Here is a 23,944-nt window from a genome sequence, read left to right on the forward strand (position 1 = left end):
CGCATCCGAGGGTAGCGCATCCCGTCCCTGCGCCGCCAGCAGGCTGGCATCCGCTGCCTGCCCGGCCCCTCCCACGCTTCCTCCATATCTGAACATTACCCAATGTACCTGGGGTTTCGTTTAAGTGTAGTTCGAGGGATGAAGTGCATCATCGCTCCCAAGACACAGACCTGACCAAGCCTGACCGGAGTGGAGGTGCCCCATGGACGAGGTAATCGTGTTGCCGACCGTGAACCCTGACGTCCGTCTCATCTCACTCGTCGACGCCCTGCGAGGCGAGGGGTTCTCGAGGATCGTGGTCGTCGACGACGGGAGCGACGGGAGCTCGCAAGGCCTCTTCATCTGCCTGGGCACCCGCGGCTGCACCGTCGTCCACCACACGGCCAACCGTGGCAAGGGAGCTGCCATCAAGACGGGCATCATGGCCGCGCGGAACCTCTACCCACACTCCCCTGCCATCATCACCGTCGACGACGACGGCCAGCACGACCCCGCCGACGTCGCCTCCGTCGCCCGTGCGTCCGAGGACGACCCCGCCGCGCTCATCCTGGGATGTCGCGACCTCAAGGCGTCCTCGGTGCCGGCGAAGAGCCGCCTCGGCAACGCGTTCAGCTCGACCTTCTTCCGGCTGGACACAGGCGTGCGCTGCAGCGACACCCAGACCGGGCTCCGCGCGATCCCCAACGGCATGTGGACCGAGGCCCTCGACACCCCGGGCGAACGCTACGAGTACGAGATGAACCTCCTCACGCGGGTGGCCAAGGAGGGAGGCCCCCTCGCGTGCGTGCCGATCGCCACCATCTACGTCGACGACAACCGCGCCTCCCACTTCGACCCGATACGGGACTCCTGCCGCATCTATGCGTCGTTCATCCGCTTCGCCACGGCATCGATGGCCTGCGCGGCGGTCGACCTCGGGCTCTTCGCCACAATCGTCGCCCTGGCGCCGCTCGACACGGCCCTGTCGGCGGCGGTCGCCACCTTCGTGGCCAGGATGGCCTCGGGACTCATCAACTTCGGCCTGAACAAGCGATGGAGCTTCCGCGCGGGAGGGCAGACCCACCGCCAGGCAATGCGATATGCCGCACTGTTCCTGGCCCAGATGTCCGTCTCGGCCGGCCTCGTGACGCTTCTGTCGTACGCACCCATCCCGCTGTTGGCCTCGAAGGTGCTCGTGGATTCGGGACTCTTCGTGGTGAGCTACTTCCTCCAGCGCAACTGGGTGTTCAATGGCAGCGACGGCAAGCGATGCGAGGAGGCGCTCGACGCCCATGGCCAGATGGCACGACAATAGCGAGCACCTGCGGCACCGGTACCTGTGGGCCGTCATCTACGGGGCAGTCCTCGTGGGTGCGGCCACCTATGTCCTGCTGGACACCTTCGTGATCGAGCACGTGGAGTCGAGCGTCGCCACCACCTCCACGAGCGCGCAGTCTCTCTCGACGGCATCAGGCACGACGGCCACGGCCGGCACCACGACGGACGGTTCCTCCGACGCCACCGTGACCGACACGTCATATTCCGACGACAACATACAGATCAGCATCACCACGCTGACTGTGGACGACACGCAGGTCTACGTCGCCGACGTGCAGGTGAGCGACGCCTCCTACCTCAGGTGCGCGCTCGCGCAGGGATCATATGGTCGCAACATCAAGGAGACGACCTCGGCCATGGCCTCCGAGAACAACGCCATCCTCGCCATCAACGGTGACTACTACGGGTTCCGCGACACCGGGTACGTGGTCCGCAACGGCACGTTGTACCGCTCCACGGCCGCCTCGGACACCGACGCCCTCGTCATCGCCTCCGACGGCACGATGTACGCCGCCGACCAGGATGACGTCACCGCCCAGAGCCTCGTCGACGGAGGTGCCTGGCAGGTGCTCTCGTTCGGCCCCGTGCTCGTGAGCGACGGGCAGGTGGCAGTGGATGAGGACACCGAGGTCGACCAGGCCAAGACCAGCAACCCCCGCACGGCCATCGGCATGATCAGCCCACTTCACTACGTCATGGTCGTCTCGGACGGGCGGACGTCCCAGAGCAGCGGACTGTCGCTCTACCAGCTGGCGCAGGTCCTTAGGGACCAGGGCTGCACCTTCGCCTACAACCTCGACGGAGGCGGCTCGACCACGATGGTGTTCAACGGCACCGTGGTCAACAACCCCACCGACGGCAACACCGAGGGCGAGAGGAAGGTGAGCGACATTGTCTATGTCGGGTAACACGATGACGGGCGGGGCGCGCGACACGGGCGCGGCACATGGCGCTGGTGGGGCACATGCCGCACCAGCCGGCGCGCGACCTGGCATCGGTGGCGGGGCCGCCCTGGACGACCAGCTCAGGCGCAACCGACGCGCCGCCGTGACCTACCTGGTGGCCGCCGCCTTCTGCCTGCTCTTCTCACGCATCTACGCGCAGTACAGCCATGGGGTCTCGTCACCCTATATGACCTGGTTCTTCCTCATACCGCTCCTGGCCGGGGGCATGGTGTTCGCCATCGCGGCGGCCAGGCGGAAGGCCCTCTTCGGGCGCGTGACGTTCAACGCCTACAACTCCGGCGTGGCCACGCTCACCGTCGCCAGCGCACTTGCCGGCGTCTTCGCCATCGCCGGAACGGCATCGGGATGGCTTGCCGCCTTCGTAGGCGTGGGCGCGGCCTTCCTGGGAGTGGCGGTCGTGGGAGCCATCGTGTCAGGTCGGCGGACGCGCCGTGCAGCCGCGCCGACAGCCCGACCTGTGACCCCTTGAGTACATAGGGCCTCGGAACCACGGCGGGCACCCCGACCTCGCAAGGCCCCAAGGACGAGCTGCACGATATCGGACAATCCCCGCGTGCCTTGGGCTCCAACGCCAGGGCACTGACCGCAGCCCAGGAGCAGACTCCCTGTTGCCAAGCCAGTCGAGCACGTGATGCCATGCGGCAATGGCACAGAATCGAACTTGTGCATCGTTCGTCCAAGCCATGAGTATGTGCTTCGATACTTGATTTTCAAAGACCGCAGGTAGAACGCTTGGTTACTTTTCATCAACAATCGCATCTTCAATGTGTGGCCTCTCGGACGATGTCTTTCTTCGATTCTGTGCCATCGCCTCAGCAGCCGCGCCACCAGCGACAAGCAGCTTGAGCAAGATGACGAGGCCAGAGCATCCGCCGCCCTGGTAACCATGGGCACGACCCAGCTGTTCAGGCGCATAAAAAGCGTGTACGCCAGCCTGCAGGGAACAGGCCAGCGCACACTGGAAAGGGAGACGGAGCGATAGCGTCACTTCGATCGCTCGGTCTGCAAATGAAGGGAAGACACTCACCAGGGGTGGTAATTGTCTTTCAATACCAGTATGCCCTGCAGGTGCAACAGCGCGACACATCAGCGCCTGTCTGCATGGAATCCACGCAAGCAGACAGGGGACTGACGCACCCTTACACGGCGTATGACCCGCGCGCACCGTATGCCCGGAAGGCCCACCAGCCGCCCGCGCGCCAGGTCCGTGACCTAGGCGTCCGTCACCGTGACGCTAGAGACTGCCGGGGCCTGATCGCCGCAGACGATAAATCCGATCTGCGACGTCGACGCCCCCGCGGTCAGCGTCGCGACATAGGACGCCGGCTTCACCGTGAGCGTCGAACCATCCACGGAGCAGTCGGCGCACCATCCGTCCGAGACCTCCACCGCGTCCTGGAAGGTCACGGCAATCCCCCAACCCGTGGCGTCGCCCCTGCCGTTGTTGGCCACCGTGAGGCTGTACTGCGCGTACTGCTTCCCGTCAGCCTCCCAGGTGCTGCCCGGCGTGAGCGTGGCCACGACCGTCGAGTCATTGCCTGAGCTCGCCGAGCCTGCGACGACCGTGCCGCTACCTCCCGACGCGACCGCCGTCGAGGCGTCGCCCGCCCCACCGAGCCGCGCCTTGTACCACGTGCCCTCGGCCGACAGGTCGTCGTCACCCCACCCACCCGTGGCAGCACAGGTGGACTTGAGCAGGGCCGACGCCTCGTCCTTGTTCGAGAGGTTCCAGCAGACGTACCCCACGCCGCGCTCGTCGAGCAGGTCGAGCCAGGCGTTGGCCGAATCGCTGTCGATCGAGCCGTTGCCGCTCGCGTCGCAGATGCCGAACTCGCTCACCAGGACCGGCGTGCCGGCATCGAGCGCCGCGGTGAGCTTGTCACGAACGGCCTGGCCATGCGTGGCAGCATAGAAGTGCAGCGTATAGACCACATTCGCATCGTCGACCGGATCGGATGCCACCGCATCGACGTCCTGGCACCAGGTGGGCGTCCCCACGGCCACGAGCGCGTCGGGCGCGTTGGCGCGCACGGAGGGCAGCACCGCCTCGGCATAGGCACGGACCTGCTCCCAGGTGGTCGAGCCGTTGGGCTCGTTGCAGATCTCATAGATGACGTTGTCCTGCCCCGCATAACGCGCCGACACCGTCGAGAAGAACTCCTTGGCAGCATCCTCGTTGGTGGTGGGGTCCGAGTCCGAGAGGGTGTGCCAGTCGATGATGACGTACATGCCCGCGCGCGTGACGGCGTCGACCGCATCCTCGAGGGTCGTGAGCAGGTTCGCCTTGCCGGCGTCGTCCACCGTGCAGTAGCCGCCCGACTCCTCGGTGTAGAGCGCCAGGCGGATCGTGTTGGCACCCCAGTCGCGCCAGGTCGAGAAGGCCTCCTCGTTGGCATACTGCGGGAACCATGCCAGGCCATGCGTGCTCACGCCCTTGACCTGGAAGGTGTCGCCATGCTCGTCCTTGATGGAGGTGCCGTCCACGTGGAGGGCCCCGTGCTGCTGGACCGGAGTTGCGCCCGCGGCCGTGGCAGCCGCCGAGGTCGAGGAGGACTCGCTGGTCGCAGCCTCAGTGGTGGCCACCTCGGTGGTCGCCGCCTGCGTGTCAGCACCCTCGAAGGCGCACCCCGCGAGCGCCACGCCGAGGAATAGCAGCGTGAGGCCGCAGATGCATCGAGCCGCCCGCCGACCGAGGTGCCTCGCGAACCGCATGTTCCTCTCCATGGTCGCATCTCCCCCAAGGTCAGGACGTCCCTTTGTCCCCCATGCTAGCCGAACCTGGACGCACCGCCGACGAAGGGTTGGGGGCTGAGGTCCCTCTCGTCTCGTACATCGCGTTCCTCGCCTGTATGCTCGAGGCGCTGCCATAGGAGAAGGACGCCGGGGCCAGGCGCGTGGAATCGTCCGAGGAACCGCCTCGTTGCCGCAGGCGCCCAGCGCCAGGCGGAGGGCCCGTGACCCGACCGCCTCACGGCCGTTGCCGTCGCGAAACCGAGGCACATCGTGCATGAAACATCCTGCGGGTACCGTCCTTGGGAAGGTCCTGCCGCCGTCGATGCCGCGGGGCCATGACTCGCAACGGGAGGTCGTCATGCAGAACAGGCAGCTCTGGGATGTGCTCCGCGGGCTCAAGAGCGAATGGTACGACTGGGTGGACCTCACGCACGAGCTGGGTCCGCAGACGCCGCACTGGCACGGCTTCGACCCCCTCAAGGCCGAGCTGCTCTACGACTATCGACCCGGCACCCCAGCCGACCAGCTCGCCCCCATGCGGTGCTGGAGCTACACGGTGGCCTCGCAGTACGGCACGCACGTGGACGTGCCGCTGCACTTCTTCGCCCACGGGGGCTCCATGACGGAGTTCACGCCCCAGGAGCTCGTGATGCCGCTGGTGGTGGTCGACCTCTCCGCCACCTGCGCCGCCGACCCCGAGTACCTCCTCACGGTAGACGACCTCGAGGAATGGGAGTTCGAGCACGGCGTCATCCCGCGGGGCGCCTTCGTGGCGTTCCGCTCCGACTGGTCCAAGAAGCCCGACCCCGACAACCCTGACGCGAAGGGAAGGCCCCGCTACCCCGGCTGGGACGTCGACGCGATCCGATGGCTCGTGGACAGACGTGACATCGCGGCCATCGGCCACGAGACCGCCGACACGGACCCCTCGTTCGTGACCTCGCGGCAGAACGAGTATCCCTACCCCGCCGAACGCTACCTCCTCTCGCGCGACCGCTTCCAGGTGGAGCTCATGGCGAACCTCGACAAGGTCCCGTCGGTGGGCTCGATTATCATGTGTGCGTTCCCGAAGCTCGAGCGGGGCACGGGATTCAGCGCCCGCTGCCTTGCCATCTGCCCCAGATGAGGAGAGGCGCATGACCATCCGGAGGGTCGCGATCGTAGGCAAGGGCGCGTTGGGGCTCCTCTTCGGGAGCCAGCTCGAACGCGAGCTCGGCGCGCTGGGGATGTGCTTCGTGATGGACGGCCCCCGCTACGAGCGCAAGGCCGGAAGCCCTGTCATGGTGAACGGGCGGAGAAGGACCTTCCGGGACGTGCGGCCCAGCGAGGCCGGCGTGCAGAACCTCGTCATCGTGGCCGTGAAGTCAGGCGGGCTCGACGGCGCCCTCGACCTGATGGTGCCGTTGGTAGGGCCAGACACCTGCATCGTGTCGCTGCTCAACGGAATCTCGAGCGAGGAGCGCATCGCCGAGCGCTACGGCTGGAAGCACACCCTCGTCTGCGTGGCGCAGGGCATGGATGCCGTGCGAGACGAACGCGGCCTCACGTATCACCATCCGGGCGAGCTCGTCATCGGCACGGGGCCAGGGACGGACCCAGGAGCCCTGGCAGCCGTGGATGCGCTGCTCAGGCGCGCAGACATCGCGCACACGGTCTCGCCCGACATACAGCACGCGCTCTGGAGGAAGTACATGCTCAACGTGGGCGTGAACCAGACCTGCGCCGTCATGGGCGGGACCTACGGCTCCGTGAGCGCGCCGGGCAGGCAGAACCGTACCTTCGTGGCGGCCATGCGCGAGGTCGTGGCCGTGGCGCGGGCGGAGGGCATCGACCTCGACGAGGGCGACCTCACCTCCATGGCGAGGCTCGTGGCATCGCTCGCACCCGACGGCATGCCGTCGATGGCACAGGACCGCCTGGCCAGGAGGCCCTCCGAGGTCGAGGAGTTCTCGGGGGCGCTCATCCCCAGGGCGGCACGCCACAAGATCCTGGTCCCCGCCTGCCAGTGGCTCTACGACGAGATGCACCGCATCGAGGCGGCGTACTGAGGGACCGGGTTCGACCTACGGCGACCAACAGGACCCCCGCCCCACAGATGAGGCGCCGAGCCTCCATCACATCACCTGTCACCACGTAGAGAGCCATGCAGTCGCCGACCGCGAACCGATGGTGCGGATGCGGGCGCTCCCGCATGGAGCGATAGACGGCTGTCGCCGTAGGGTTCTTGAGACGCTCGAGGATACCGCGCCCTCGACGGTCGAGGATCGCCCTGCAGCCTCGGACTCCTGGAGCACGTCGGCCACGGCCTGCCGCTCGCAGGCCCAAGCCCGCCCCGCCCCGCCTCACCCTGCTGCGTTACCTCGTCGCAACCATCGCGTCACGTTCCCGCATCGCGCGCGTCACGCCACGTTTCCCGACGTGCAAGTTCGCCGTAGCACACGCTCCGTACCGTGGTAACCGACACATCGCCCTGTGTTCTTCTCGCCGAAGCTTTGGAGAAACGCATCGCGCACCTGCGAGCAGGAGGTAGCCATGGGATCGATCGACACCGGAGACACCGCGTTCATCCTGGTGAGCACGTTCCTCGTGTTCATCATGACGCTGGGGATCGCCTTCTTCTACGGCGGCATGGTGCGCCGCCGTAACGTGCTCAACACGATGATGATGGACGTCGCCGTGGCAGGCGTGGCCAGCATCGTCTGGGTCGTCTGCGGCTACTCGATCGCCTTCGGCGACGGCGCGGGCACCCTCGTGGGGTCGCTCGAGAAGGTCCTTCTCAACGGCGTCACGCCCAGCTCCGTGCACGGCACCATCCCCGAGCTCGTGTTCGCCGCCTACCAAGGCATGTTCGCGCTCATCACCGTGGCCATCATCTCGGGCGCGGTGGCCGAGCGCATGCGCTTCTCGCGGTTCCTGGCCTTCGTGGTGGCATGGCTGCTCGTGGTCTACGCTCCGCTCGCCCACATGGTCTGGGGCGGCGGCTTCATCGACACCGCCATCGGCTCGCTCGACTTCGCCGGCGGCGACGTGGTGCACATCTCGAGCGGCGTCTCGGGCCTGGTGCTCGCCATCATGGTGGGCGGACGCAAGGGCTACGGACATCTCAGCTACCACCCGCACAACATCCCGTTCGTGCTGCTGGGGACCATCTTCCTGTGGCTCGGCTGGTTCGGCTTCAACGCGGGCTCGGCGCTCGCGGCCAACGGGACGGCCGGCCTGGCCGCGCTCACCACCAACACCAGCGCCGCCACCGGCATGCTCACCTGGATGCTCCTCGAGCGCATCACCACCGGCAAGACCACGCTGCTGGGTGCCTGCTCGGGTGCCGTCGCGGGCCTCGTGGCCATCACCCCCGGCGCCGGCTACGTCGAGGTGGGGTCGGCCATCCTCATCGGCGCCATCGTGACCTGCTGCTGCTTCTTCGCCTGCTCAAAGCTGAAGCCCCGTCTGGGCTATGACGACGCCCTCGACGCCTTTGGCGTGCATGGTCTGGGCGGCATCGTGGGCACGCTGCTCACGGGCGTCTTCTGCACGCTGGCCGCCAACCCCGACGGCGCCAACGGCCTCATCTGCGGCGACCCCACGCAACTCCTGCGCCAGGCTGCCTCGGTGCTCTTCGTCATCGTGTGGGCCGGAGGCGCCACCTTCGTGATCGCCAAGGTCCTGCAGCTCGTGGGCGGTCCGCTGCGCGTGGACGAGAAGGCAGAGGCCAAGGGCCTCGACAAGAGCGAGCACGGCGAGACCGCCTATCCGGCCTTCAACGGCATGGACCTCAACTAGCGCGTGCGGCCGGCGCGCGGGAGTCGGCGCATGGCCGACGCCACATCAGGAAGCAGACATCAGGAGGCTGGCATGAAGAAGATCGAGGCGATCGTGCGCTGGGAGGTCATCGAGGACGTCAAGGACGCCCTCTTTGCCGCAGAGGTGCGCGGCATGACGATATCCGAGGTACAAGGCGTCGGCAACCAGCATGGCATGACGGAGTACATCCGCGGCGCCGAGGTGCTCGTGCAGATGCGGCAGAAGTGCAAGGTCGAGATCGTCTGCGACGAGAGCCGCGTCGACACGATCGTGGGCATCATCTGCGATGCCGCCCGCACCCAGCCCGACGGCGCGGTGGGCGACGGGAAGGTCTTCGTGCTCCCGGTCGACGAGGTCGTGCGCATCCGCACCGGGGACCGCGGCAGCAAGGCGATCTGACGGCGAGAGGTTCCTCTCGGCAGGCACTTCCCACCGAGGCGCACATCGAGGTAGCGGGTTCGGCACCTTCTGACCCCCAGAAAGGTGCCGAACCCGCTACCTCGACGCAAGAGGATGGCCTCGCGCCGGCCGGTCGTCCTCGCGGCATCCTCTACAGTGGTGGGGCACGGGACCCGCATGGGCCCATGCCAGCCACCACGCAAAGGACCGCACGCATGCCAGACGAGAAGAACGACCCCTCCAACACCGCAGCCACCTCCGGCCCGTCCGCCGACGGCGACCCTATCGCGGCAGCCGCCACCGCCACCCTGGGCGCCCTCGTCCCCGACCTGTGGTACGACGCCGAGGCCTGGCCCGACTACGAGCCCGAGCCGGCGCTCTCGGCAGACGAGGCCCTCGAGCGCTTCCTCGGCTGGGTCGACTCGCGTGGCATCCAGCCCTGGTCCCACCAGGAGGAGGCCCTCATGGACCTCATGGTCGGCGACCACGTCATCCTGGGCACGCCCACCGGAAGCGGCAAGTCGCTGGTGGCGCTGGGCCTGCTCTTCATGTCTGCCTGCCAGCATAGGCGCTCGTACTACACCGCCCCCATCAAGGCCCTCGTGAGCGAGAAGTTCTTCGAGCTCGTGGACGTGCTCGGCCCCGACATGGTCGGCATGATAACCGGCGACACCCACATCAACACGGACGCTCCCGTGATCTGCTGCACCGAGGAGATCCTGGCCAACCAGGCGCTGCGCGAGGGTGCCGACGCCGACGTGGCCGCCGTGGCCATGGACGAGTTCCACTACTTCGGCGACGCTCAGCGCGGCTGGGCCTGGCAGGTCCCGCTCATCACCCTTCCCCACACGCAGTTCCTGCTCATGAGCGCCACCCTGGGTGACGTCGGCCAGGTCAAGGACCTGCTCGACAAGAACACGGATGCCGACGTCGACCTCGTGCTCGACGCGCCGCGCCCGGTACCCCTCAGCTTCGAGTACGTCGACACGCCGCTCGAGGCCACCGTCGAGCTCGCCCTCCGCAAGCAGGAGGCCCCCCTCTACCTGGTGCACTTCTCGCAGGATGCGGCACTCGCCACCGCCCAGTCGCTCGCCAACTTCGGCATCGCCACCAAGGAGCAGCGCGGTGCCATCAAGGAGGCCATGGAGGGAACCCGCTTCACCACGGCCTTCGGCAAGACCCTGCGCCGCCTCCTCACCTGCGGCGTCGGCGTCCACCACGCGGGGATGCTCCCCCGCTACCGCCTGCTCGTGGAGAAGCTCGCCCAGGCAGGCCTGCTCCCCGTCATCTGCGGCACCGACACGCTGGGCGTGGGCATCAACGTGCCCATCCACACCGTGGTGCTCACCGCGCTCGTGAAGTACGACGGCCACCGGATGCGCCGCCTGCGCTCGCGCGAGTTCCACCAGATCGCCGGTCGTGCCGGTCGTGCCGGCTTCGACACCGAGGGCCTGGTGCTGGTTGAGGCCCCCGAGCACGAGATCGAGAACGCCCGCATGCTCGCCAAGGCGGGCGACGACCCCAAGAAGCAGCGCAAGGTCCACCGCAAGAAGGCCCCCGAGGGCCATGTCACCTGGAACAGGCAGGGCTTCGAGCACCTGGTGGGCTCGGCGCCCGAGACCCTGGTGCCGCGCCTGCGCATCACCCACTCCATGGTGCTCGCCGAGGTCGAGCAGGGAGGCGACGCGCGCGCCCGCGTGATGGACCTCATCGAGGCCTCCGCCCAGACCGCGCCCGAGAAGGTCGCGCTCGCCACACGCACCGACGAGATCCTGGCGACCCTCATCGACGCCGACGTCATCGAGCGCCGCGAGGCCGGCGACGGCACCACCACCTACGAGACCCACGTGGACCTGCCCGACGACTTCGCCCTCGACCAGCCCCTCTCGCCGTTCCTGCTGGCAGCGCTGGAGCTTCTGGACCCCGAGAGCGAGACGTACGCGCTCGACGTCATCTCGATGGTGGAGGCCACGCTCGAGGACCCCCACCAGGTGCTGCGCGCCCAGGAGCGTGCCGCCCGCGACCGCGCGATGAGCGCCATGAAGGCCGACGGCGTGGAGTATGACGAGCGCATGGAACGAATCGCCGAGGTCACCTACCCCAAGCCGCTCGAGGAGCTGCTCGAGCCCGCCTTCGAGCGCTACTGCGCCGAGGTGCCCTGGGCCGCCGACTACGTGCTCGCGCCCAAGTCCGTGGTCCGCGAGATGGTCGAGACCGCGTCCGACTTCAAGGGCTACATCGCGCGCTACGGCATCGCGAAGTCGGAAGGGACGCTGCTGCGCTACCTCTCGGACGCATACCGCGCGCTCGACCGCACCGTGCCTGCCGAGAAGGTCGACAACCGGCTGGCGGACATCATCTCCTGGCTGGGCCTCATCGTGCGCACCATCGACTCGAGCCTCGTTGACGAGTGGGAGGCGGCCGGCGCCGAGAGCGAGGAGGGCGTCTCGGTGGCGGCCCCCGACGCGGCCGACGAGGTGGTCCACGACCGCCGGGGCCTGCGCGTGCTGGTGCACAACGCCCTGCTGTGGCGCGTGCGCCTGGCGAGCCTGGGCTACACCGACAAGCTGGGCGAGGCCGACGGGGCATGGGGCTTCGGGAGCCGTGCCTGGTCGGGGGCCCTCGACGGCTTCCATGCCGAGCACGACGAGCTGGTCTTCGACGCAGACGCCCGGTCCTGGGAGTTCTTCTCGGCAGACGAGTCGGACGAGAGGGGCGCGCACCTCTGGCACGTCCGCCAGATGTTCAACGACTCCGACGCCGCGCGCGACTTCGGCATCGCGGCCGACGTGGACCTCGACGCCTCGCAGGACGAGGGCGAGGCCATCTTCGAGAACTACCGCGTGGGCACGATCGAGGAGCTCACGGAGCCGTAGGGCCCTGACCCGGCACCAGCGCGCCCGTCAGCCCGGCGAGCCGCCGCAGCAGCTCGCCATCGATCGCACCAGTGAGGGCCCCGTTGTAGTGGCAGACGAAGGCGCCCGAGACGAGCACCATCATCGCCTCGGCCTCCTTGGCCCCGACCCCCTCGCCCAACGAGTCGCGAAGGCATCGCTCCATGGTCTTGCGCCACCCGACGAACTCCGCAGAGACGACCTCGTGCACGCGCGTGTCGTAGTGAGCCAGGACGTAGGTCTGCACGGTCGCGTCAGGCCGATGCTCCTTCGGGTCCCCCACCATCACATACCGCATGAAGTCGTCAAGGTAGTCGAGGTCGGAGGCATAGTCCGCCCGTTCATGGGCCATGAACCACGCCTTGCAGTGCTCGGTCATGTACCCCTGCACGTAGCGGCAGTAGGCCAGCACGATCTCGTCCTTCGACCCGAAGTAGTTGAGCAGCTTGGGGTGTGACATCCCCGCCACGGCCGCGATGTCACGGAGCGTGACCTCGTTCATGGGCCTGTCGTGCAGACAGGCCTCGAAGGCATCGAGGATCTGCCCACGGACCTGCTCCTTGTCAACGATCAGTGGCATGGGTTGGCCACTCCCTCCCAATTGGGTAGAATCTTTCCTGACCAATTGGTAAATATAAACGAGGTGGGCATCATGGACAAGCAGGACCTGGAACGCACGGACGAGGACGCCGCCAAGGACAGGGCCCAAGGGCGCCCAGGTTCCTCCGCCCACGACGCCGACGTGGTGCGCCTCCTCTCGAGGCAGCTCGACGAGAAGACCTGCAAGACCACGATGACCTGCGCCGTCATCATGGTGGTATCCGTCCTCCTGCATGACGGTGACCATATCCGGCAAGCCCTCAACTGGGGCTACACCATCCCCATGTCACTCTGGGTGCTCAACCTCACGGTCTATGTGCTCCCCGTCGTCTCGATCTTCCTGGTACGCCTCCGACGCATGAGCGCCACCGCGGTCTGCGCCGTTGCCGGCATCTTCACCTCCGCCGCCTTCCTGATCCTGCACCTCTGCGGGTCGGCCACGGGCCTGTGGGGCGTCTGGAACTACTCCTACTTCGAGCTCATCAAGGGTGTCACCTACCAAGGAACCTTCTATCAGGGCGTCGACTGGATCAGTTGGGTGGCGCTGTTCGAGGTCCCCGTGCTGTGCCTGCCCTCCTCATGGGTCGCCTGGAAGCGCTTCCTCGCCGTGAGGCGCGCCGATGCCTGATCGGCCCGAAGCCCCCGTCCGGACGCCCGACACGGGAGCCGCCGGGGCCTGCCCCTGCTGCTCGTCCATCGACACCGACGCCTCCACGACCGATGCCCAGCAGCTCTACCTGCTTCGGAGGCTCGTGCTCGCCTGCCTGCTCACCATGCCGCTGGTCTGGAGCCCGCCGGCCATGGTCCAGCTCGTCCTCGCCGGTATCGTGCAGTTCGGGCCTGGCATGGTCTTCTACCGTGCCGCGGCATCCTCCGTCCGCGAGCATCAGGTGGGCATGGACCTGCTCGTGTCCATCTCGACCTCGGTCATCTATGCCTACAGCGTCGTGATCGCACTCACCCAGCACGAGGACGTGCAGCTCTACTTCCTCTCGGGCTGCGTGCTCGTCTGCCTCATCCTCTTCGGGCGTTACCTCGAGGTGGCGGCAAAGGGCGAGACGGGACGGTCGATCCGCGGCCTCATGCGCCTCCAGCCCCAGCAGGTCCGTCTCGAGCGGGACGGGGACATCCGCGAGGTCGACGCCTCGGAGGTGTCTCCGACCGACGTCGTGCTCGTGCGCGCCGGAGAGCGCGTGCCCATAGACGGCCGCATCGCGAGCGGCACCTGCCTCGTGGACGAGTCCATGATGACGGGAGAGAGCGACCCCGTGCTCCGGCACGAGGGGGACGAGCTGGTGGGCGGCACGCTCCTTCGCGACGGCCAGGTCCGCCTGACACCGACGCACGTGGGGTCCCCCTCCGTCCTCGAGCAGATCATCCAGGTCGTGGAACGTGCCCAGGAGACGAAGGCACCCGTTCAGGAGCTCGCTGACCGCATCGCCTCGCGTTTCGTCCCCATCGTGCTGGGCATCGTGGTCCTGGTGTTCCTCGCCTGGTGGTGCCTTGCGGACCCAGGCGACGTCGGGCATGCGACCGTGATCGCCTGCGGCGTGCTCGTGGTGGCATGCCCTTGTGCGCTGGGGCTGGCCACTCCCACGAGCATCATGGTGGGCACCGGCAGGGCGGCCGAGCTCGGCGTGCTCTTTCGCGATGCCACCACCTTGGAGCAGGCCAGGTCGGCAGACGTCATCGTCTTCGACAAGACCGGGACGCTCACCTCGGGAGTGGTCGTGGCAGACGACGGGACGGCCGAGAAGGACGCAGGCCCTCGCCTCCCCCAGGTCACCAGCGACGTGGTCCGTCCCGCCGCTGCCCACGTGGTGAGCGAGCTCACCAAGGCCGGATGCGAGGTATGGCTCATGAGCGGCGATGTGGAGCGCCACGTCAAGGACATCGCACGAGAGACGGGGATCGACGAGGACCATGTGCTCTGGGGAATCTCCCCCCAGGAGAAGGCCCAGAACGTGGCCCGGCTCAAGGACGGCGGACGTACGGTGGCGATGGTGGGGGACGGCGTCAACGACGCGCCCGCGCTCGCCACGGCCGACATCGGCATCGCCATGGGAAGCGGGCATGACGTCGCCATCGAGAGCGCAGGGGTCGTGCTTCTCGGCGGCCGCCTCGAGGCCGTGCCGCTCGCGCTGCGCCTCTCCGATGACGTCTACCACAACGTGCGGCAGAACCTCGTCTGGGCCATCGCCTACAACGCGGTCGCGATTCCGCTGGCCGCGACCGGGCTCATCAACCCCTCGATTGCGGCGGCAGCCATGTCAGCCTCCTCGATCGCCGTGCTCATGCATTCGCTGGCACTACGTAAGGCAGAGGAAGGAACCATATGAGCGACACGGACGACATGTCCCCCAAGAACCTCACGACCGAGACCTACGAGACGGGCGTGGAGGGCATGATCTGTCGGCAGTGCGAGGACGTCGTAGCCTCCGCCCTGCTCTTCAAGCGAGGCGTGGTATCGGCAGACGCGAGCTACTGGAAGGGTGTCGTGAGGGTGACCTATGACCCCGCACTCACCACCGTCACCTCAATAGAGGGCACGCTGGCGGACGCCGGCTACCCGGTCCGCACAGGGACGGGGACGCTCGGGCGTCATAAGCGACGTCGCGTCGATCGTGGCGACCATCGCGCTGTTCCTCGTCTTCAAGAACCTCCACCTGGCCGACGTCCCCAAGGCCGAACAGGGTGCGTCGATGGGGCTCCTCTTCGTGATCGGCCTCCTCACGAGCGTCCACTGCCTCACGATGTGCGGAGGCATCCTGCTCTCGCAGACCTGTGGCACCGACCTGCTGCGTGCCCAGTCGCCACAGGGCACCGACGCCGGGAGGAACCCCGCCCCCACCCGTGCCCGGCCCCTCGTCTCGGCCCTCGCCTACAACGCGGGACGGGTCGCGCTCTGTTGTGCGCTCGGAGCGGCGTTCGGCGGCCTGGGAACCGTGCTCACCTACACGAAGGACATGCGGAGCATGGTCCTCACGCTGGCTGGGGCGGCCGTCGTCCTCGTCGGCCTGCAGATGTGGGGCCTCTTCCCCTCCCTCAGGAGGCTCGAGGTCGTCCCGCGACGCCCCAAGGGGACGAACCTCCCGAGCCGGCATGGGAGGGTATGGAGATGGCCCGCTCTCGTCGGCGCGGCGACGGCCCTCATGCCCTGCGCTGCGTCCTACACGATGTGGCTCTTTGCCATGGGGACGGGCTCGGCTGCGTCAGGCGCCCTCTCGATGTTGGCATGGTCACTGGGCACGACCCCGCTCATGGTCGCGTTCGGCTGCGCGGGTGCGGCGGTTCCACGGCGCTGGTCGAAGTGGATGCTCCGGGTAGGCGTGATACTCATGCTGGCCCTTGGCCTCAAGATGCTCTCGAACGGGATCGCGCTCATAGGCTGACCCTCGGCGCCGTCAGGCCGGATGCCTCCCTACGCGGCGACCTTCCGTACCACGACCGCGAGGCCGAGAAGCACGACCGCCCCAAGCGCGCACGGAGCCGCGGAGGTCCCCTCGTCGGCCGTGTACGGCGTGCCGACCTTGGTCACGGAACTCGCCTGCAGGACGGCACCCGTCGCGACTTCCGTCGTGGCCGCGCCGCCCGTATCGGCCGTGCCCCCATGTACCACGGGGGTCACCGGTGTCGCTGGCGTGGTCGCGGCAGCGGCCGCCACCACGACCGTGTACTCCTTGCTCGCGCTGCCACCGCCGTTGGTGGCCGCCACGGTGAAGGCGAACGTCCCCGCCTTCGTGGGCGTGCCCGTGATGCGGCCGGTCGTGCCGTCGAGCGTGAGGCCGTCAGGCAGCGCCCCTGCCGAGACGGACCAGGTGATGGGTGCCGTGCCGGTGGCCACGAGCGTCACGTCATAGGCCGTGCCCTGCGTCGCCCCCGCAAGCGACTCCGTGGTGATGGATGGCTTCTCGTCTGCGAGGGGATTGCCGAACACCTTGATGGGAAGGTTGTCATATGAGGCAGCATAGCCCGCGGTCTTCTTGAAGCTGTCGATCACATCCGTGTAGTCGACCCATTGGCCGTTCTGGCATACGTAGCTCTCACCCTTGTTGACGATGCCCCTTATGGCCGTGCCGGCCTCCTTGTAGAAGAGCTTGTGCGTGCCCTCATAGGTGACCGTCTCGACGACCGCATACCTCTGGCCCTTCTCGAGGGTGACGGACATCGGCAGGGGCTCACGATGGTACCCACCGTAGGTGTACGACTTGGTGAAGTCTGCGACACGTGTGCCATCGACAGGGTCGGCAGCGTCATCTCCCAGGAGGAATACCTGGTAGCGTACCGCGGAGCCGGGCGTGGTGGTCTCAGATGACACGGCCTCGAGGCTCGTACGCTCATCGGCCGTGAAGACGTTGGCCATGGACGTGGTGTCATCAGCGTCGAAGGAGCGGATGTAGGACTCCATGAAGTCATACTCGTCGACCAAGGAATAGTCCTCGTCGGAGGCCTCCCCCTCGAGGGAGCTGACATCGTAGTCGAAGGACTCCGCGCCAGCGATGGACGTGTCGTAGTAGGAGAGATAGAAGTACCCGTCGTCGCCCCAGGTGGAGTAGTTGGGAGCCTCCTCCGTAGACGAGCCCCAGCTGTTCTTCACGATCCAGGCGCCGTCGCCCGGAGGAGACATGCTGGCCCCATCAGAGGTCGTGCCCTGGGCGAAGTTCTCCTTGGGATAGTCGTCGTCCCAGCCGACGACGCAGACGGCATGGTTTGCCAGGCTGCCCATATACCCGTAGCCCGCATATTTGACAGGATATGCATAGCTGGCCCACGTCTGCGTGTTCGTGACGTCGTCCCTCGCGTCGATTCCGGCGCAGTAGCCGATCTCCACGGCCCTCCCCTGCGAGAGCTCGTCCTTCATGGCATCGATGCCGGACTGGTTAAGCGTGACGGTGCCGGTCTGGGCGTCGACCGTTCCATAGGCGGACGGGAGGATACAGCTCTGCTCGAGCGGGATGGTCTGCGTGAAGCGCAGGCTCTGGTCCACGGACCAGTCACCATCCTTGGACCAGAACCATATGCCACCGCCCTTGCTCGTGTCCTTGGTACTCCCCACTCCCTTGTATGGGGCCACACTCTCGAGCACGGGACCCGCCCCTGAGGCGTAGACGGACGAAGCAACGGACGCACCGCCACCCCCATCCAGCACCCAATCGCCCTTCTCCGCGTTGGAGAGGCTGTCGAAGTCGTCGGGGAGAATCCAGCCCTCGCCGTCCTGGTCCGAGCCAATCTGGAGGGGCGTGTGGGACATCCAGGCAAGATGGAGCTCGGAGAGGTCAAGGTCGAGGTCTGTGCTGGAGACCCCCATCTCGTTGAGGATGCTCTCCTCGGAGGCCGCAGTGGCCCCGAAGGCCCAGCAGGTGCCCCAGGGATTCTGGAGCTTGACGGAGGTGACGTAGCTCGTGCCGCCCGCATACTCTCCGGCGCCCGTCCTGGTGCCGCCCACATGACGCAGGTCGAACCACGAGGGGTAGCTGCTCTGGACGGAGAGCTCAGCCTCCGTGGAGCCCTCGGGATAGTCGTACGAGTCGTTTGGCGGAATCGAGGAGGTGCCCTCGGCATACGAGGCCACAGGCAGCAGCGCTGCCGAGAGACACACGCCGACGACGACCGCCACGAGACCCTTGGTCTTGAACCCGTGTCTGGCCATGGAGACCCCTCCCCTGCCGTTCGGTTGGGACGAGGATACCTGAAGCGAACCCAAGCACCGGCGGCGCATCGGTCAGCGGCAGGAAGAGGGGATGAGGGGGAAGCCCAGGCCGGCCCATATGCCGAGCCGCTCCTTCCCTACCGCGCGTCGACCACGAAGACCGTCACGTGACCTATATCGCTTACTCCCTACGCTTGGAAAGAACCTTCTCGGCCTCATTGAGCGAGTCAAGATATGACCGCTCGACAGGGGAGACCTCCTGCACCTGATAGCGACGGTACTCCCGCTCGGCCTTGGTCATGGCCTGCTCGTGACTCACCGTTCCCGCACCCTCGAGCACATCTGCGCCTACGGTACGAATCGTATTGTCGAGCTGCTCGACATAGTCAGCCATGTAAGTGGGCAGATGACTCTGGGCACGGAACTCAGCCAGGTCGAAGAACGCTGACACGAGGTTATTCAAACGCTTGAGCTCGTCTTCCTCGAGATAGTTCTTGGCTACTCGTGTATCAGCCAAGGTCACCTGTTTGCCGGCGAATGACGTGAGGCCCATAAGAGGTCTCTCGGCATCGGCACGCTCGAATATGACCTCGGCAGCAGTATGGCCATGAGCAGCAAAATGAAGCTTGTTCTGGACCAACTTGAAGAACTCTGTGGACTCTTGAGCCTTCGGGTCGTAATCGACCGCTGTGGCTTAGAGGTCCAGGACCTGCCGATAGAGCACCTTCTCGGAAGATCGGATATCACGAATGCGGTCGAGGAGCTCGTGCCAGTAGGAACCACCACCGCTACCCTTAAGGCGCTCATCGTTCAAGGCGAACCCTTTGACCATATACTCTTTAAGGACCGCTGTGGCCCACTGTCGAAAAGCCGTGGCACGCCTGGAGTTCACCCTATATCCCACGGATATCACAGCATCGAGGCTATACGCCGTCTTTGGACGCATAGGAGTACCAGCGCTATTCATTTGCACTTTCTGCAAATTTCGGGTTGTGCTGGGCTCATCGAGTTCACCTTCATCGTAGATATGCATGAGATGCCGCGATATCGTGCTCACTGACACACCAAAGAGGTCAGCCATCTGAGCCTGAGTGAGCCAGACGGTCTCGCCCAAGAGGGATACCTCGATCTTGGTAGTGCCATCAGCAGCCTCGTACATGACTATCTCGCCAGATTCGTCCATCATGTCCCTCCCCCGCCGATATCCGCAGCGAATCAGTGCCGTATAAGGCATTCCCGCCATTCCAAGGAAACGATAGCAGGCTCAGGCTCACGACCTGCCGGGGCACCACCGAAACATGCCGGGCGCCGTCAAGCGTAGCCCCTTACCGCGCGTCGACCACGAAGACCGTCACACGGACCTGATGCTCGGGGTGCTCGGTAGGATCGACCTGGGCGACCTTTGCCGTGAAGGCGCTGCCATGCCCGAAGAAGAGCAGCTGCGCGATCGACGCGTTGCGGTCTGCCGGGACGTAGCCGATCTTGGTGGTGCCACGCATGACGGCGACGGCCTGCGGGTCGTACGGGTTGTCGGGCTCGGCCACGAGCGAGACGGACGTGCCGGGCTTGAGCTCGTCCGCCACCTCGAGCCCGTACCAGTGCGAGAACCCTGCCACATGAAAGCTCATGAACTCACGCGATGGCTCGTACATGATGTCCTCCTTGGACGTGTCCCACCTTCGAGGACAGCGTACGGGAGGGGTGGGACATCAATGCACGACCCTCGCGCGCATTTCCCCAACTCATCTCATCGATTTCCCCAACGCATGAGCATAGGAATCCCCAGGTGGCATCTCGCGACACCGGTCACTCATCCCAGTCGTACAGGGCCTTTCCCAGCTCGATGACCTCCTGGTAGAGCACCGTATGCCGGTCATCGACATCCTCGTCGTAATGGAAGTGGCCGAAGTACCAACGGCGGTAGGTGAGACGGTCCTCGAGGTTGTCGAGGAACCCCGTGAGCTGATCATGGTCGATCTGGCCCTCGTCCGAGCGCAGCACCTGCCCGAGCATGCGGTCGGCACAGGTGTGCGTAAGCACGTAGTCAACCTTCCAATCCGCGTCGTCAAGGGAGGCCAGGGCACGGTCGTACTCGTACTCGTCTGGCAGCTCCTCGGCGAACCACGTCTCGCCAGGGACGCGCCAGGCCTTGTCCACGCTCGTGGCACCACCCATGACGAAGGCGGTCGTGCCGCCGAGCTGATAGGTCTCGCCGCGCATGAGATGGATGATGTGCGGCCAGTCCTCGTAGCACTGCACCCTGCCACCGAACAGGTCGTCCTCGGGAAGGTCCTCGAACGCGGGGTAGTACTCGTGGTTGCCGTCGACGAAGAGGGTGGTCCAGGGACGCGACTCGAGCCAGCCAAGGTCGTCCGAGTTGTCCGCGACCGAGTCCCACGGCAGGCCGAAGTCGCCGAGGATGATGACGTAGTCGTCGCGCGTGAGCCCATAGCCCTCGGGGAACACCTCCTCCTCGAGCTTGGACCTGTCGAGGCCTCCGTGGTAGTCACCAGTGACGAAGAAACGAGACATGGGCACCTCCTGGACACATCAGGCTCGCAAACAGCTCCAGCCTTTACATCTCTGCCTCAGTATGGAGTTCCTCAAGAAGCCCCACGGTGATGATGCTGGATGGCAGAGCTACAACAGCGACACCCATGAGAGACGAGATCATCGCGACAGTTCTACCGACCATCGTGGTGGGATAGATATCCCCATAGCCGACCGTAGTCAGGCTTATGACTGCCCAATAGATGGCATCAAAGAGCGTTCTGAACGTGTTGGGCTCGACGTTGAAGACGACAAGCGCAGAGATGAGAATGTAGGCCACCGCAAGACCAAGTACAGCGAGAAGCGCCTGGCGCTTCCGTGACAGCACGTCTACGACGACGCGGAGGCTCTTTGAATAACGAATCAGCTTGAAAGCCCGCATCACACGCACAAGGCGCAGAAGCCTTGAGACCTTCCAGGCCGAACCGAGCAAGTTGAAGGCTGGCAGGATAGTCAGCAGGTCGACAATGGCCATAGGCGTAAACGGATAGAGGAAGAACGAACGCGCTCCCATATGAAGCCGTAGGTCTGATGTCATCCAGCGCAAGGCATAATCGACGATGAATATCGTGACCGTTCCGTATTCGATAATCGAGAACCCAAGATTGTCCTCTTTGAAGCATAGGGGCAACATGCTTACCAGGATGATGATGGTCATCGCACGGCCGTAGAAGACTCCGACTTTGTCGTCCTCGTCATCGCTATGCAGAACCTGGTCAATCCGTGCCCTTGAGATCAAGCCGCTCATCCGTCCTTTTGATTGCCAGCAATTTCCACGCAATATGATAGGCACCCATAAGATTGGCGGGCTTCATTAGTGGCTCCATCAGGTACTCCAAGCAACATGAATTATGGGAGCCATCCACAACGTGCTGATTGATGAGGTACGCTGCTCCTACCCCAGCCCGTTGAATCTCGAGAAGAACGCCTTGAGCCGACCTACCACACGCTCCTTCATGTCCTCGTAGGCATTGTCGGAGCTGCGAAGCAATCGCCCATCAGAAGGACATGGTCAACTGAGGTCCCAGCTCCTCATACTTCTGAGCTGGTCTTGTGTCAATGAGAATGGCCCTCTCTTCATACTGCTTCTCGGTTAACAGAAGCGCTGTTACTGCGCCCGTTGGAGGCAAGTTCGCCTTTAGCCTCTGGAGGTGAGACTGGGCTCGATCTCTCGAGGAGAGTACCCGCGAATAGACGCTGAACTGTTCCATGTAATAGCCATCCTTGATAAGGAACTTCCTGAACTGGGCATAGGTCTTTCGTTCCGTCGAGTTGCCAGTCGGAAGGTCGAACATCACAAGAAGCCTCATTGACCTCATGACCTCTCCTACTCGTCCGAGAACATCTGTAGCGGCACAATTGAAGGAAGAAGAAGTTCTGAATAATCGGCGTCATAGACAGCGGCTTTGAGCGAAACGAGCATCAACTCAATGGCGGTCTGCGACGTGACGAGTCTCCCATCAAGTTTGACGAGTCGTTCAAAAACAGAAGCGAGCACGATTTTCTTCTCATGGGTGAGATCGCCTGCCAGGTGCTGTTTTACCACGATCAAGTCTACGAGCGGTCTGAACGGCTCGATGAGATCATCGACAAGATTGAAGGCATTGAGCTCGTTATGGTGATTTAGGCCACGAGAGACGAGCCACCCGCCAGCAACTGCAGCCCGGGCGACACCCGCCCTCAGGATGTTATAGCCATAGTTTAGAGGACCAGAATAGGGCCCGATGCGTCGGTTGCCATCATCAATGAGCTCCTTGAAGTAGGCTGCCGCAGCCGCGCCCTCACGATTATCAGTATCGCCAGACTTGACCTCAGCTACATAGCGCCCTACAGAGCATGGGCTCTTCCCACAAAGCTCCAGCACACTTGCTTGATTCGTAATCTTCGCCTTTACGATTCTCTGCCACAGACGCTTCTGCATCGGCTTCGAAATCGCAAGCTGATTCTCAACGATATCGGCATGACGTGAATGAGCGCCCAAGGGTAGGAACAAACCGTTCGGCATATGGTCATCTCCGCATAGCATCACTCCAATTCCCCCGTCTGCAAGTTGGGACAGGGCTGCCGTTGTGATCTGTGCTTGATGCGTTTCAAGAATTACGACCCAGATGTCCTCGAAGGGCACTCTTACCTGTCGCTCATCCTGAATGATGAGCAGAGCTTTGTCACAAGCAGAAAGTTTTGCGGGAGACTGGATGCAGATCGTTCGTTTAGGCATCGTTACTGCACCTCCAGAAAGAGGTATGATAATCACAGTTTAGGCGATAGTTGTACCAACTGGGGAGTTGAGCGGAACAAGCGCCTAGACAAGGGAATCTTCGGTTTACCGATGATTACCCGCAAGGTTAACCCGTCTCATCCTCTGGATGGGGCGGGCGATCCTTTTTCTAGGCACCATTCCCTGAATTCCGGGCTGTAGGAGTCATATTTGAGCCTTCTAGTTACAGAATATCTTCGTTCCATACCAAAGAACCCCCTGTTCGCAGAGGGTTCTTTGGGTCAGGCATTGTACCAACTGGGGAATTGAGCGGGCGCCAAGACAGTGACCCATCGACGCGCTGCCAGCCGACCATTGTACCAACTGGGGAATTGAGCGGGCGCCAAGACTGGAACGTCTTCGCGAAGTTGTCCCAGTCCATTGTACCAACTGGGGAATTGAGCGGGCGCCAAGACTTGGCATCATCGATGCTGATCGTGGTCACGATTGTACCAACTGGGGAATTGAGCGGGCGCCAAGACTGTGTCGTGCCGTTCCCTCCTTGGACGACCATTGTACCAACTGGGGAATTGAGCGGGCGCCAAGACTCGTCGGGCAGTCGTAGCCGAGCTGGTCCGATTGTACCAACTGGGGAATTGAGCGGGCGCCAAGACCTCCAAGGCTGGTCCGTCTATGTCTCGAAGATTGTACCAACTGGGGAATTGAGCGGGCGCCAAGACTCTTGCGAAGCTCCACCGCACGCGCCGCGCATTGTACCAACTGGGGAATTGAGCGGGCGCCAAGACCATGCGACATCGGCGACGTGACCGGGCTCTAT

General features: G+C 64.7%; 19 protein-coding genes, 1 pseudogene and 1 CRISPR repeat array (1 of these 21 cut by a window edge). Of the genes and pseudogenes, 11 read left to right on the forward strand and 9 right to left on the reverse strand.

Annotation, left to right across the window (positions count from 1 at the left end; genetic code table 11):
* Positions 1-202 precede the first annotated feature (202 nt).
* From LKE50_09475 to LKE50_09485, 3 genes are read left to right on the forward strand one after another with little or no spacing between them, the layout of a single operon-like run.
* Positions 203-1,294, forward strand: a complete 1,092-nt coding sequence (locus LKE50_09475) for a bifunctional glycosyltransferase family 2/GtrA family protein (GenBank protein ID MCH3968817.1) — start codon at positions 203-205, stop codon at positions 1,292-1,294.
* Positions 1,272-2,225, forward strand: coding sequence for a phosphodiester glycosidase family protein (locus LKE50_09480; protein ID MCH3968818.1), 954 nt, complete (start codon positions 1,272-1,274; stop codon positions 2,223-2,225). Before LKE50_09475 ends, LKE50_09480 begins: the two co-directional genes overlap by 23 nt.
* On the forward strand, positions 2,209-2,751 hold the full coding sequence (locus LKE50_09485) for a hypothetical protein (protein ID MCH3968819.1): 543 nt from the start codon (positions 2,209-2,211) through the stop codon (positions 2,749-2,751). Before LKE50_09480 ends, LKE50_09485 begins: the two co-directional genes overlap by 17 nt.
* Positions 2,752-3,494: 743 nt before the next feature.
* Here LKE50_09485 and LKE50_09490 read toward each other — a convergent pair.
* Complete coding sequence (locus tag LKE50_09490) at positions 3,495-5,006, reverse strand: cellulase family glycosylhydrolase (protein ID MCH3968820.1); 1,512 nt, start codon at positions 5,004-5,006, stop codon at positions 3,495-3,497.
* Positions 5,007-5,373: 367 nt separating this feature from the next.
* Between LKE50_09490 and LKE50_09495 the strand changes: the two genes are divergently transcribed.
* The 5 genes from LKE50_09495 (at position 5,374) to LKE50_09515 (ending at position 12,091) form a co-directional block, all read left to right on the forward strand.
* Positions 5,374-6,141, forward strand: a complete 768-nt coding sequence (locus LKE50_09495; GenBank protein MCH3968821.1) for a cyclase family protein — start codon at positions 5,374-5,376, stop codon at positions 6,139-6,141.
* A 10-nt stretch (positions 6,142-6,151) separates the two neighbouring features.
* Positions 6,152-7,063, forward strand: a complete 912-nt coding sequence (locus tag LKE50_09500) for a 2-dehydropantoate 2-reductase (protein MCH3968822.1) — start codon at positions 6,152-6,154, stop codon at positions 7,061-7,063.
* Between the two features lie 484 nt (positions 7,064-7,547).
* Positions 7,548-8,795: an ammonium transporter gene (locus LKE50_09505; GenBank protein ID MCH3968823.1), complete on the forward strand. Its 1,248-nt coding sequence runs from the start codon at positions 7,548-7,550 to the stop codon at positions 8,793-8,795.
* A gap of 72 nt (positions 8,796-8,867) precedes the next feature.
* Complete coding sequence (locus LKE50_09510) at positions 8,868-9,215, forward strand: P-II family nitrogen regulator (GenBank protein ID MCH3968824.1); 348 nt, start codon at positions 8,868-8,870, stop codon at positions 9,213-9,215.
* 215 nt (positions 9,216-9,430) lie between these two features.
* On the forward strand, positions 9,431-12,091 hold the full coding sequence (locus LKE50_09515; protein ID MCH3968825.1) for a DUF3516 domain-containing protein: 2,661 nt from the start codon (positions 9,431-9,433) through the stop codon (positions 12,089-12,091).
* On the opposite strand, the gene LKE50_09520 is transcribed toward LKE50_09515, so the two are convergent.
* Positions 12,078-12,689: a TetR/AcrR family transcriptional regulator gene (locus tag LKE50_09520; GenBank protein ID MCH3968826.1), complete on the reverse strand. Its 612-nt coding sequence runs from the start codon at positions 12,687-12,689 to the stop codon at positions 12,078-12,080. The genes LKE50_09515 and LKE50_09520 overlap by 14 nt on opposite strands.
* A gap of 72 nt (positions 12,690-12,761) precedes the next feature.
* Between LKE50_09520 and LKE50_09525 the strand changes: the two genes are divergently transcribed.
* The 3 genes from LKE50_09525 to LKE50_09535 all read left to right on the forward strand — a co-directional run bounded on the left by LKE50_09525 (position 12,762) and on the right by LKE50_09535 (position 16,101).
* Entirely contained in the window at positions 12,762-13,337 is a 576-nt protein-coding gene (locus LKE50_09525) for a hypothetical protein (protein MCH3968827.1), read from the forward strand.
* Positions 13,330-15,048 carry an HAD-IC family P-type ATPase gene (locus LKE50_09530; GenBank protein ID MCH3968828.1) on the forward strand — a complete coding sequence of 573 codons (1,719 nt, stop codon included), beginning with the start codon at positions 13,330-13,332 and terminating at the stop codon, positions 15,046-15,048. The genes LKE50_09525 and LKE50_09530 overlap by 8 nt, the downstream gene beginning before the upstream one ends.
* 285 nt (positions 15,049-15,333) lie before the next feature.
* On the forward strand, positions 15,334-16,101 hold the full coding sequence (locus LKE50_09535) for a sulfite exporter TauE/SafE family protein (GenBank protein ID MCH3968829.1): 768 nt from the start codon (positions 15,334-15,336) through the stop codon (positions 16,099-16,101).
* Between the two features lie 29 nt (positions 16,102-16,130).
* On the opposite strand, the gene LKE50_09540 is transcribed toward LKE50_09535, so the two are convergent.
* From LKE50_09540 to cas1, 7 genes and pseudogenes are all read right to left on the reverse strand, one after another.
* A complete protein-coding gene (locus LKE50_09540) occupies positions 16,131-18,359 on the reverse strand; it encodes a lectin like domain-containing protein (GenBank protein ID MCH3968830.1) in 2,229 nt (742 codons plus the stop codon).
* Between the two features lie 181 nt (positions 18,360-18,540).
* Positions 18,541-19,305 (reverse strand): annotated as a pseudogene (locus tag LKE50_09545) (virulence RhuM family protein).
* A gap of 379 nt (positions 19,306-19,684) precedes the next feature.
* Positions 19,685-20,011, reverse strand: a complete 327-nt coding sequence (locus LKE50_09550) for an HIRAN domain-containing protein (GenBank protein ID MCH3968831.1) — start codon at positions 20,009-20,011, stop codon at positions 19,685-19,687.
* Positions 20,012-20,165: 154 nt separating this feature from the next.
* The gene (locus tag LKE50_09555) at positions 20,166-20,891 is read right to left on the reverse strand and encodes a metallophosphatase (protein MCH3968832.1); all 726 of its coding nucleotides are present in this window, start codon (positions 20,889-20,891) and stop codon (positions 20,166-20,168) included.
* A 43-nt stretch (positions 20,892-20,934) separates the two neighbouring features.
* Positions 20,935-21,657, reverse strand: coding sequence for an ion transporter (locus LKE50_09560; protein MCH3968833.1), 723 nt, complete (start codon positions 21,655-21,657; stop codon positions 20,935-20,937).
* Positions 21,658-21,907: 250 nt separating this feature from the next.
* Positions 21,908-22,228: a CRISPR-associated endonuclease Cas2 gene (gene cas2 / locus LKE50_09565; GenBank protein ID MCH3968834.1), complete on the reverse strand. Its 321-nt coding sequence runs from the start codon at positions 22,226-22,228 to the stop codon at positions 21,908-21,910.
* 8 nt (positions 22,229-22,236) lie between these two features.
* On the reverse strand, positions 22,237-23,127 hold the full coding sequence (cas1, locus tag LKE50_09570) for a type II CRISPR-associated endonuclease Cas1 (GenBank protein ID MCH3968835.1): 891 nt from the start codon (positions 23,125-23,127) through the stop codon (positions 22,237-22,239).
* Positions 23,128-23,414: 287 nt separating this feature from the next.
* Positions 23,415-23,944: direct repeats of the CRISPR family, unit length 36 nt; unit sequence ATTGTACCAACTGGGGAATTGAGCGGGCGCCAAGAC (it continues 2,673 nt past the right edge of the window).

The sequence above is a fragment of the Atopobiaceae bacterium genome (assembly GCA_022483015.1).
GTDB lineage: Bacteria > Actinomycetota > Coriobacteriia > Coriobacteriales > Atopobiaceae > JALCUE01.

Coding starts and splice junctions, on each gene's coding strand:
- cas2 (MCH3968834.1), bottom strand. CDS start 22,228: ATGAGGTCAATGAGGCTTCTTGTGATGTTCGACCTTCCGACTGGCAAC.
- LKE50_09500 (MCH3968822.1), top strand. CDS start 6,152: ATGACCATCCGGAGGGTCGCGATCGTAGGCAAGGGCGCGTTGGGGCTC.
- LKE50_09530 (MCH3968828.1), top strand. CDS start 13,330: ATGCCTGATCGGCCCGAAGCCCCCGTCCGGACGCCCGACACGGGAGCC.
- LKE50_09505 (MCH3968823.1), top strand. CDS start 7,548: ATGGGATCGATCGACACCGGAGACACCGCGTTCATCCTGGTGAGCACG.
- LKE50_09480 (MCH3968818.1), top strand. CDS start 1,272: ATGGCCAGATGGCACGACAATAGCGAGCACCTGCGGCACCGGTACCTG.
- LKE50_09490 (MCH3968820.1), bottom strand. CDS start 5,006: ATGGAGAGGAACATGCGGTTCGCGAGGCACCTCGGTCGGCGGGCGGCT.
- LKE50_09510 (MCH3968824.1), top strand. CDS start 8,868: ATGAAGAAGATCGAGGCGATCGTGCGCTGGGAGGTCATCGAGGACGTC.
- LKE50_09515 (MCH3968825.1), top strand. CDS start 9,431: ATGCCAGACGAGAAGAACGACCCCTCCAACACCGCAGCCACCTCCGGC.
- LKE50_09475 (MCH3968817.1), top strand. CDS start 203: ATGGACGAGGTAATCGTGTTGCCGACCGTGAACCCTGACGTCCGTCTC.
- cas1 (MCH3968835.1), bottom strand. CDS start 23,127: ATGCCTAAACGAACGATCTGCATCCAGTCTCCCGCAAAACTTTCTGCT.
- LKE50_09495 (MCH3968821.1), top strand. CDS start 5,374: ATGCAGAACAGGCAGCTCTGGGATGTGCTCCGCGGGCTCAAGAGCGAA.
- LKE50_09560 (MCH3968833.1), bottom strand. CDS start 21,657: ATGAGCGGCTTGATCTCAAGGGCACGGATTGACCAGGTTCTGCATAGC.
- LKE50_09525 (MCH3968827.1), top strand. CDS start 12,762: ATGGACAAGCAGGACCTGGAACGCACGGACGAGGACGCCGCCAAGGAC.
- LKE50_09550 (MCH3968831.1), bottom strand. CDS start 20,011: ATGTACGAGCCATCGCGTGAGTTCATGAGCTTTCATGTGGCAGGGTTC.
- LKE50_09555 (MCH3968832.1), bottom strand. CDS start 20,891: ATGTCTCGTTTCTTCGTCACTGGTGACTACCACGGAGGCCTCGACAGG.
- LKE50_09540 (MCH3968830.1), bottom strand. CDS start 18,359: ATGGCCAGACACGGGTTCAAGACCAAGGGTCTCGTGGCGGTCGTCGTC.
- LKE50_09520 (MCH3968826.1), bottom strand. CDS start 12,689: ATGCCACTGATCGTTGACAAGGAGCAGGTCCGTGGGCAGATCCTCGAT.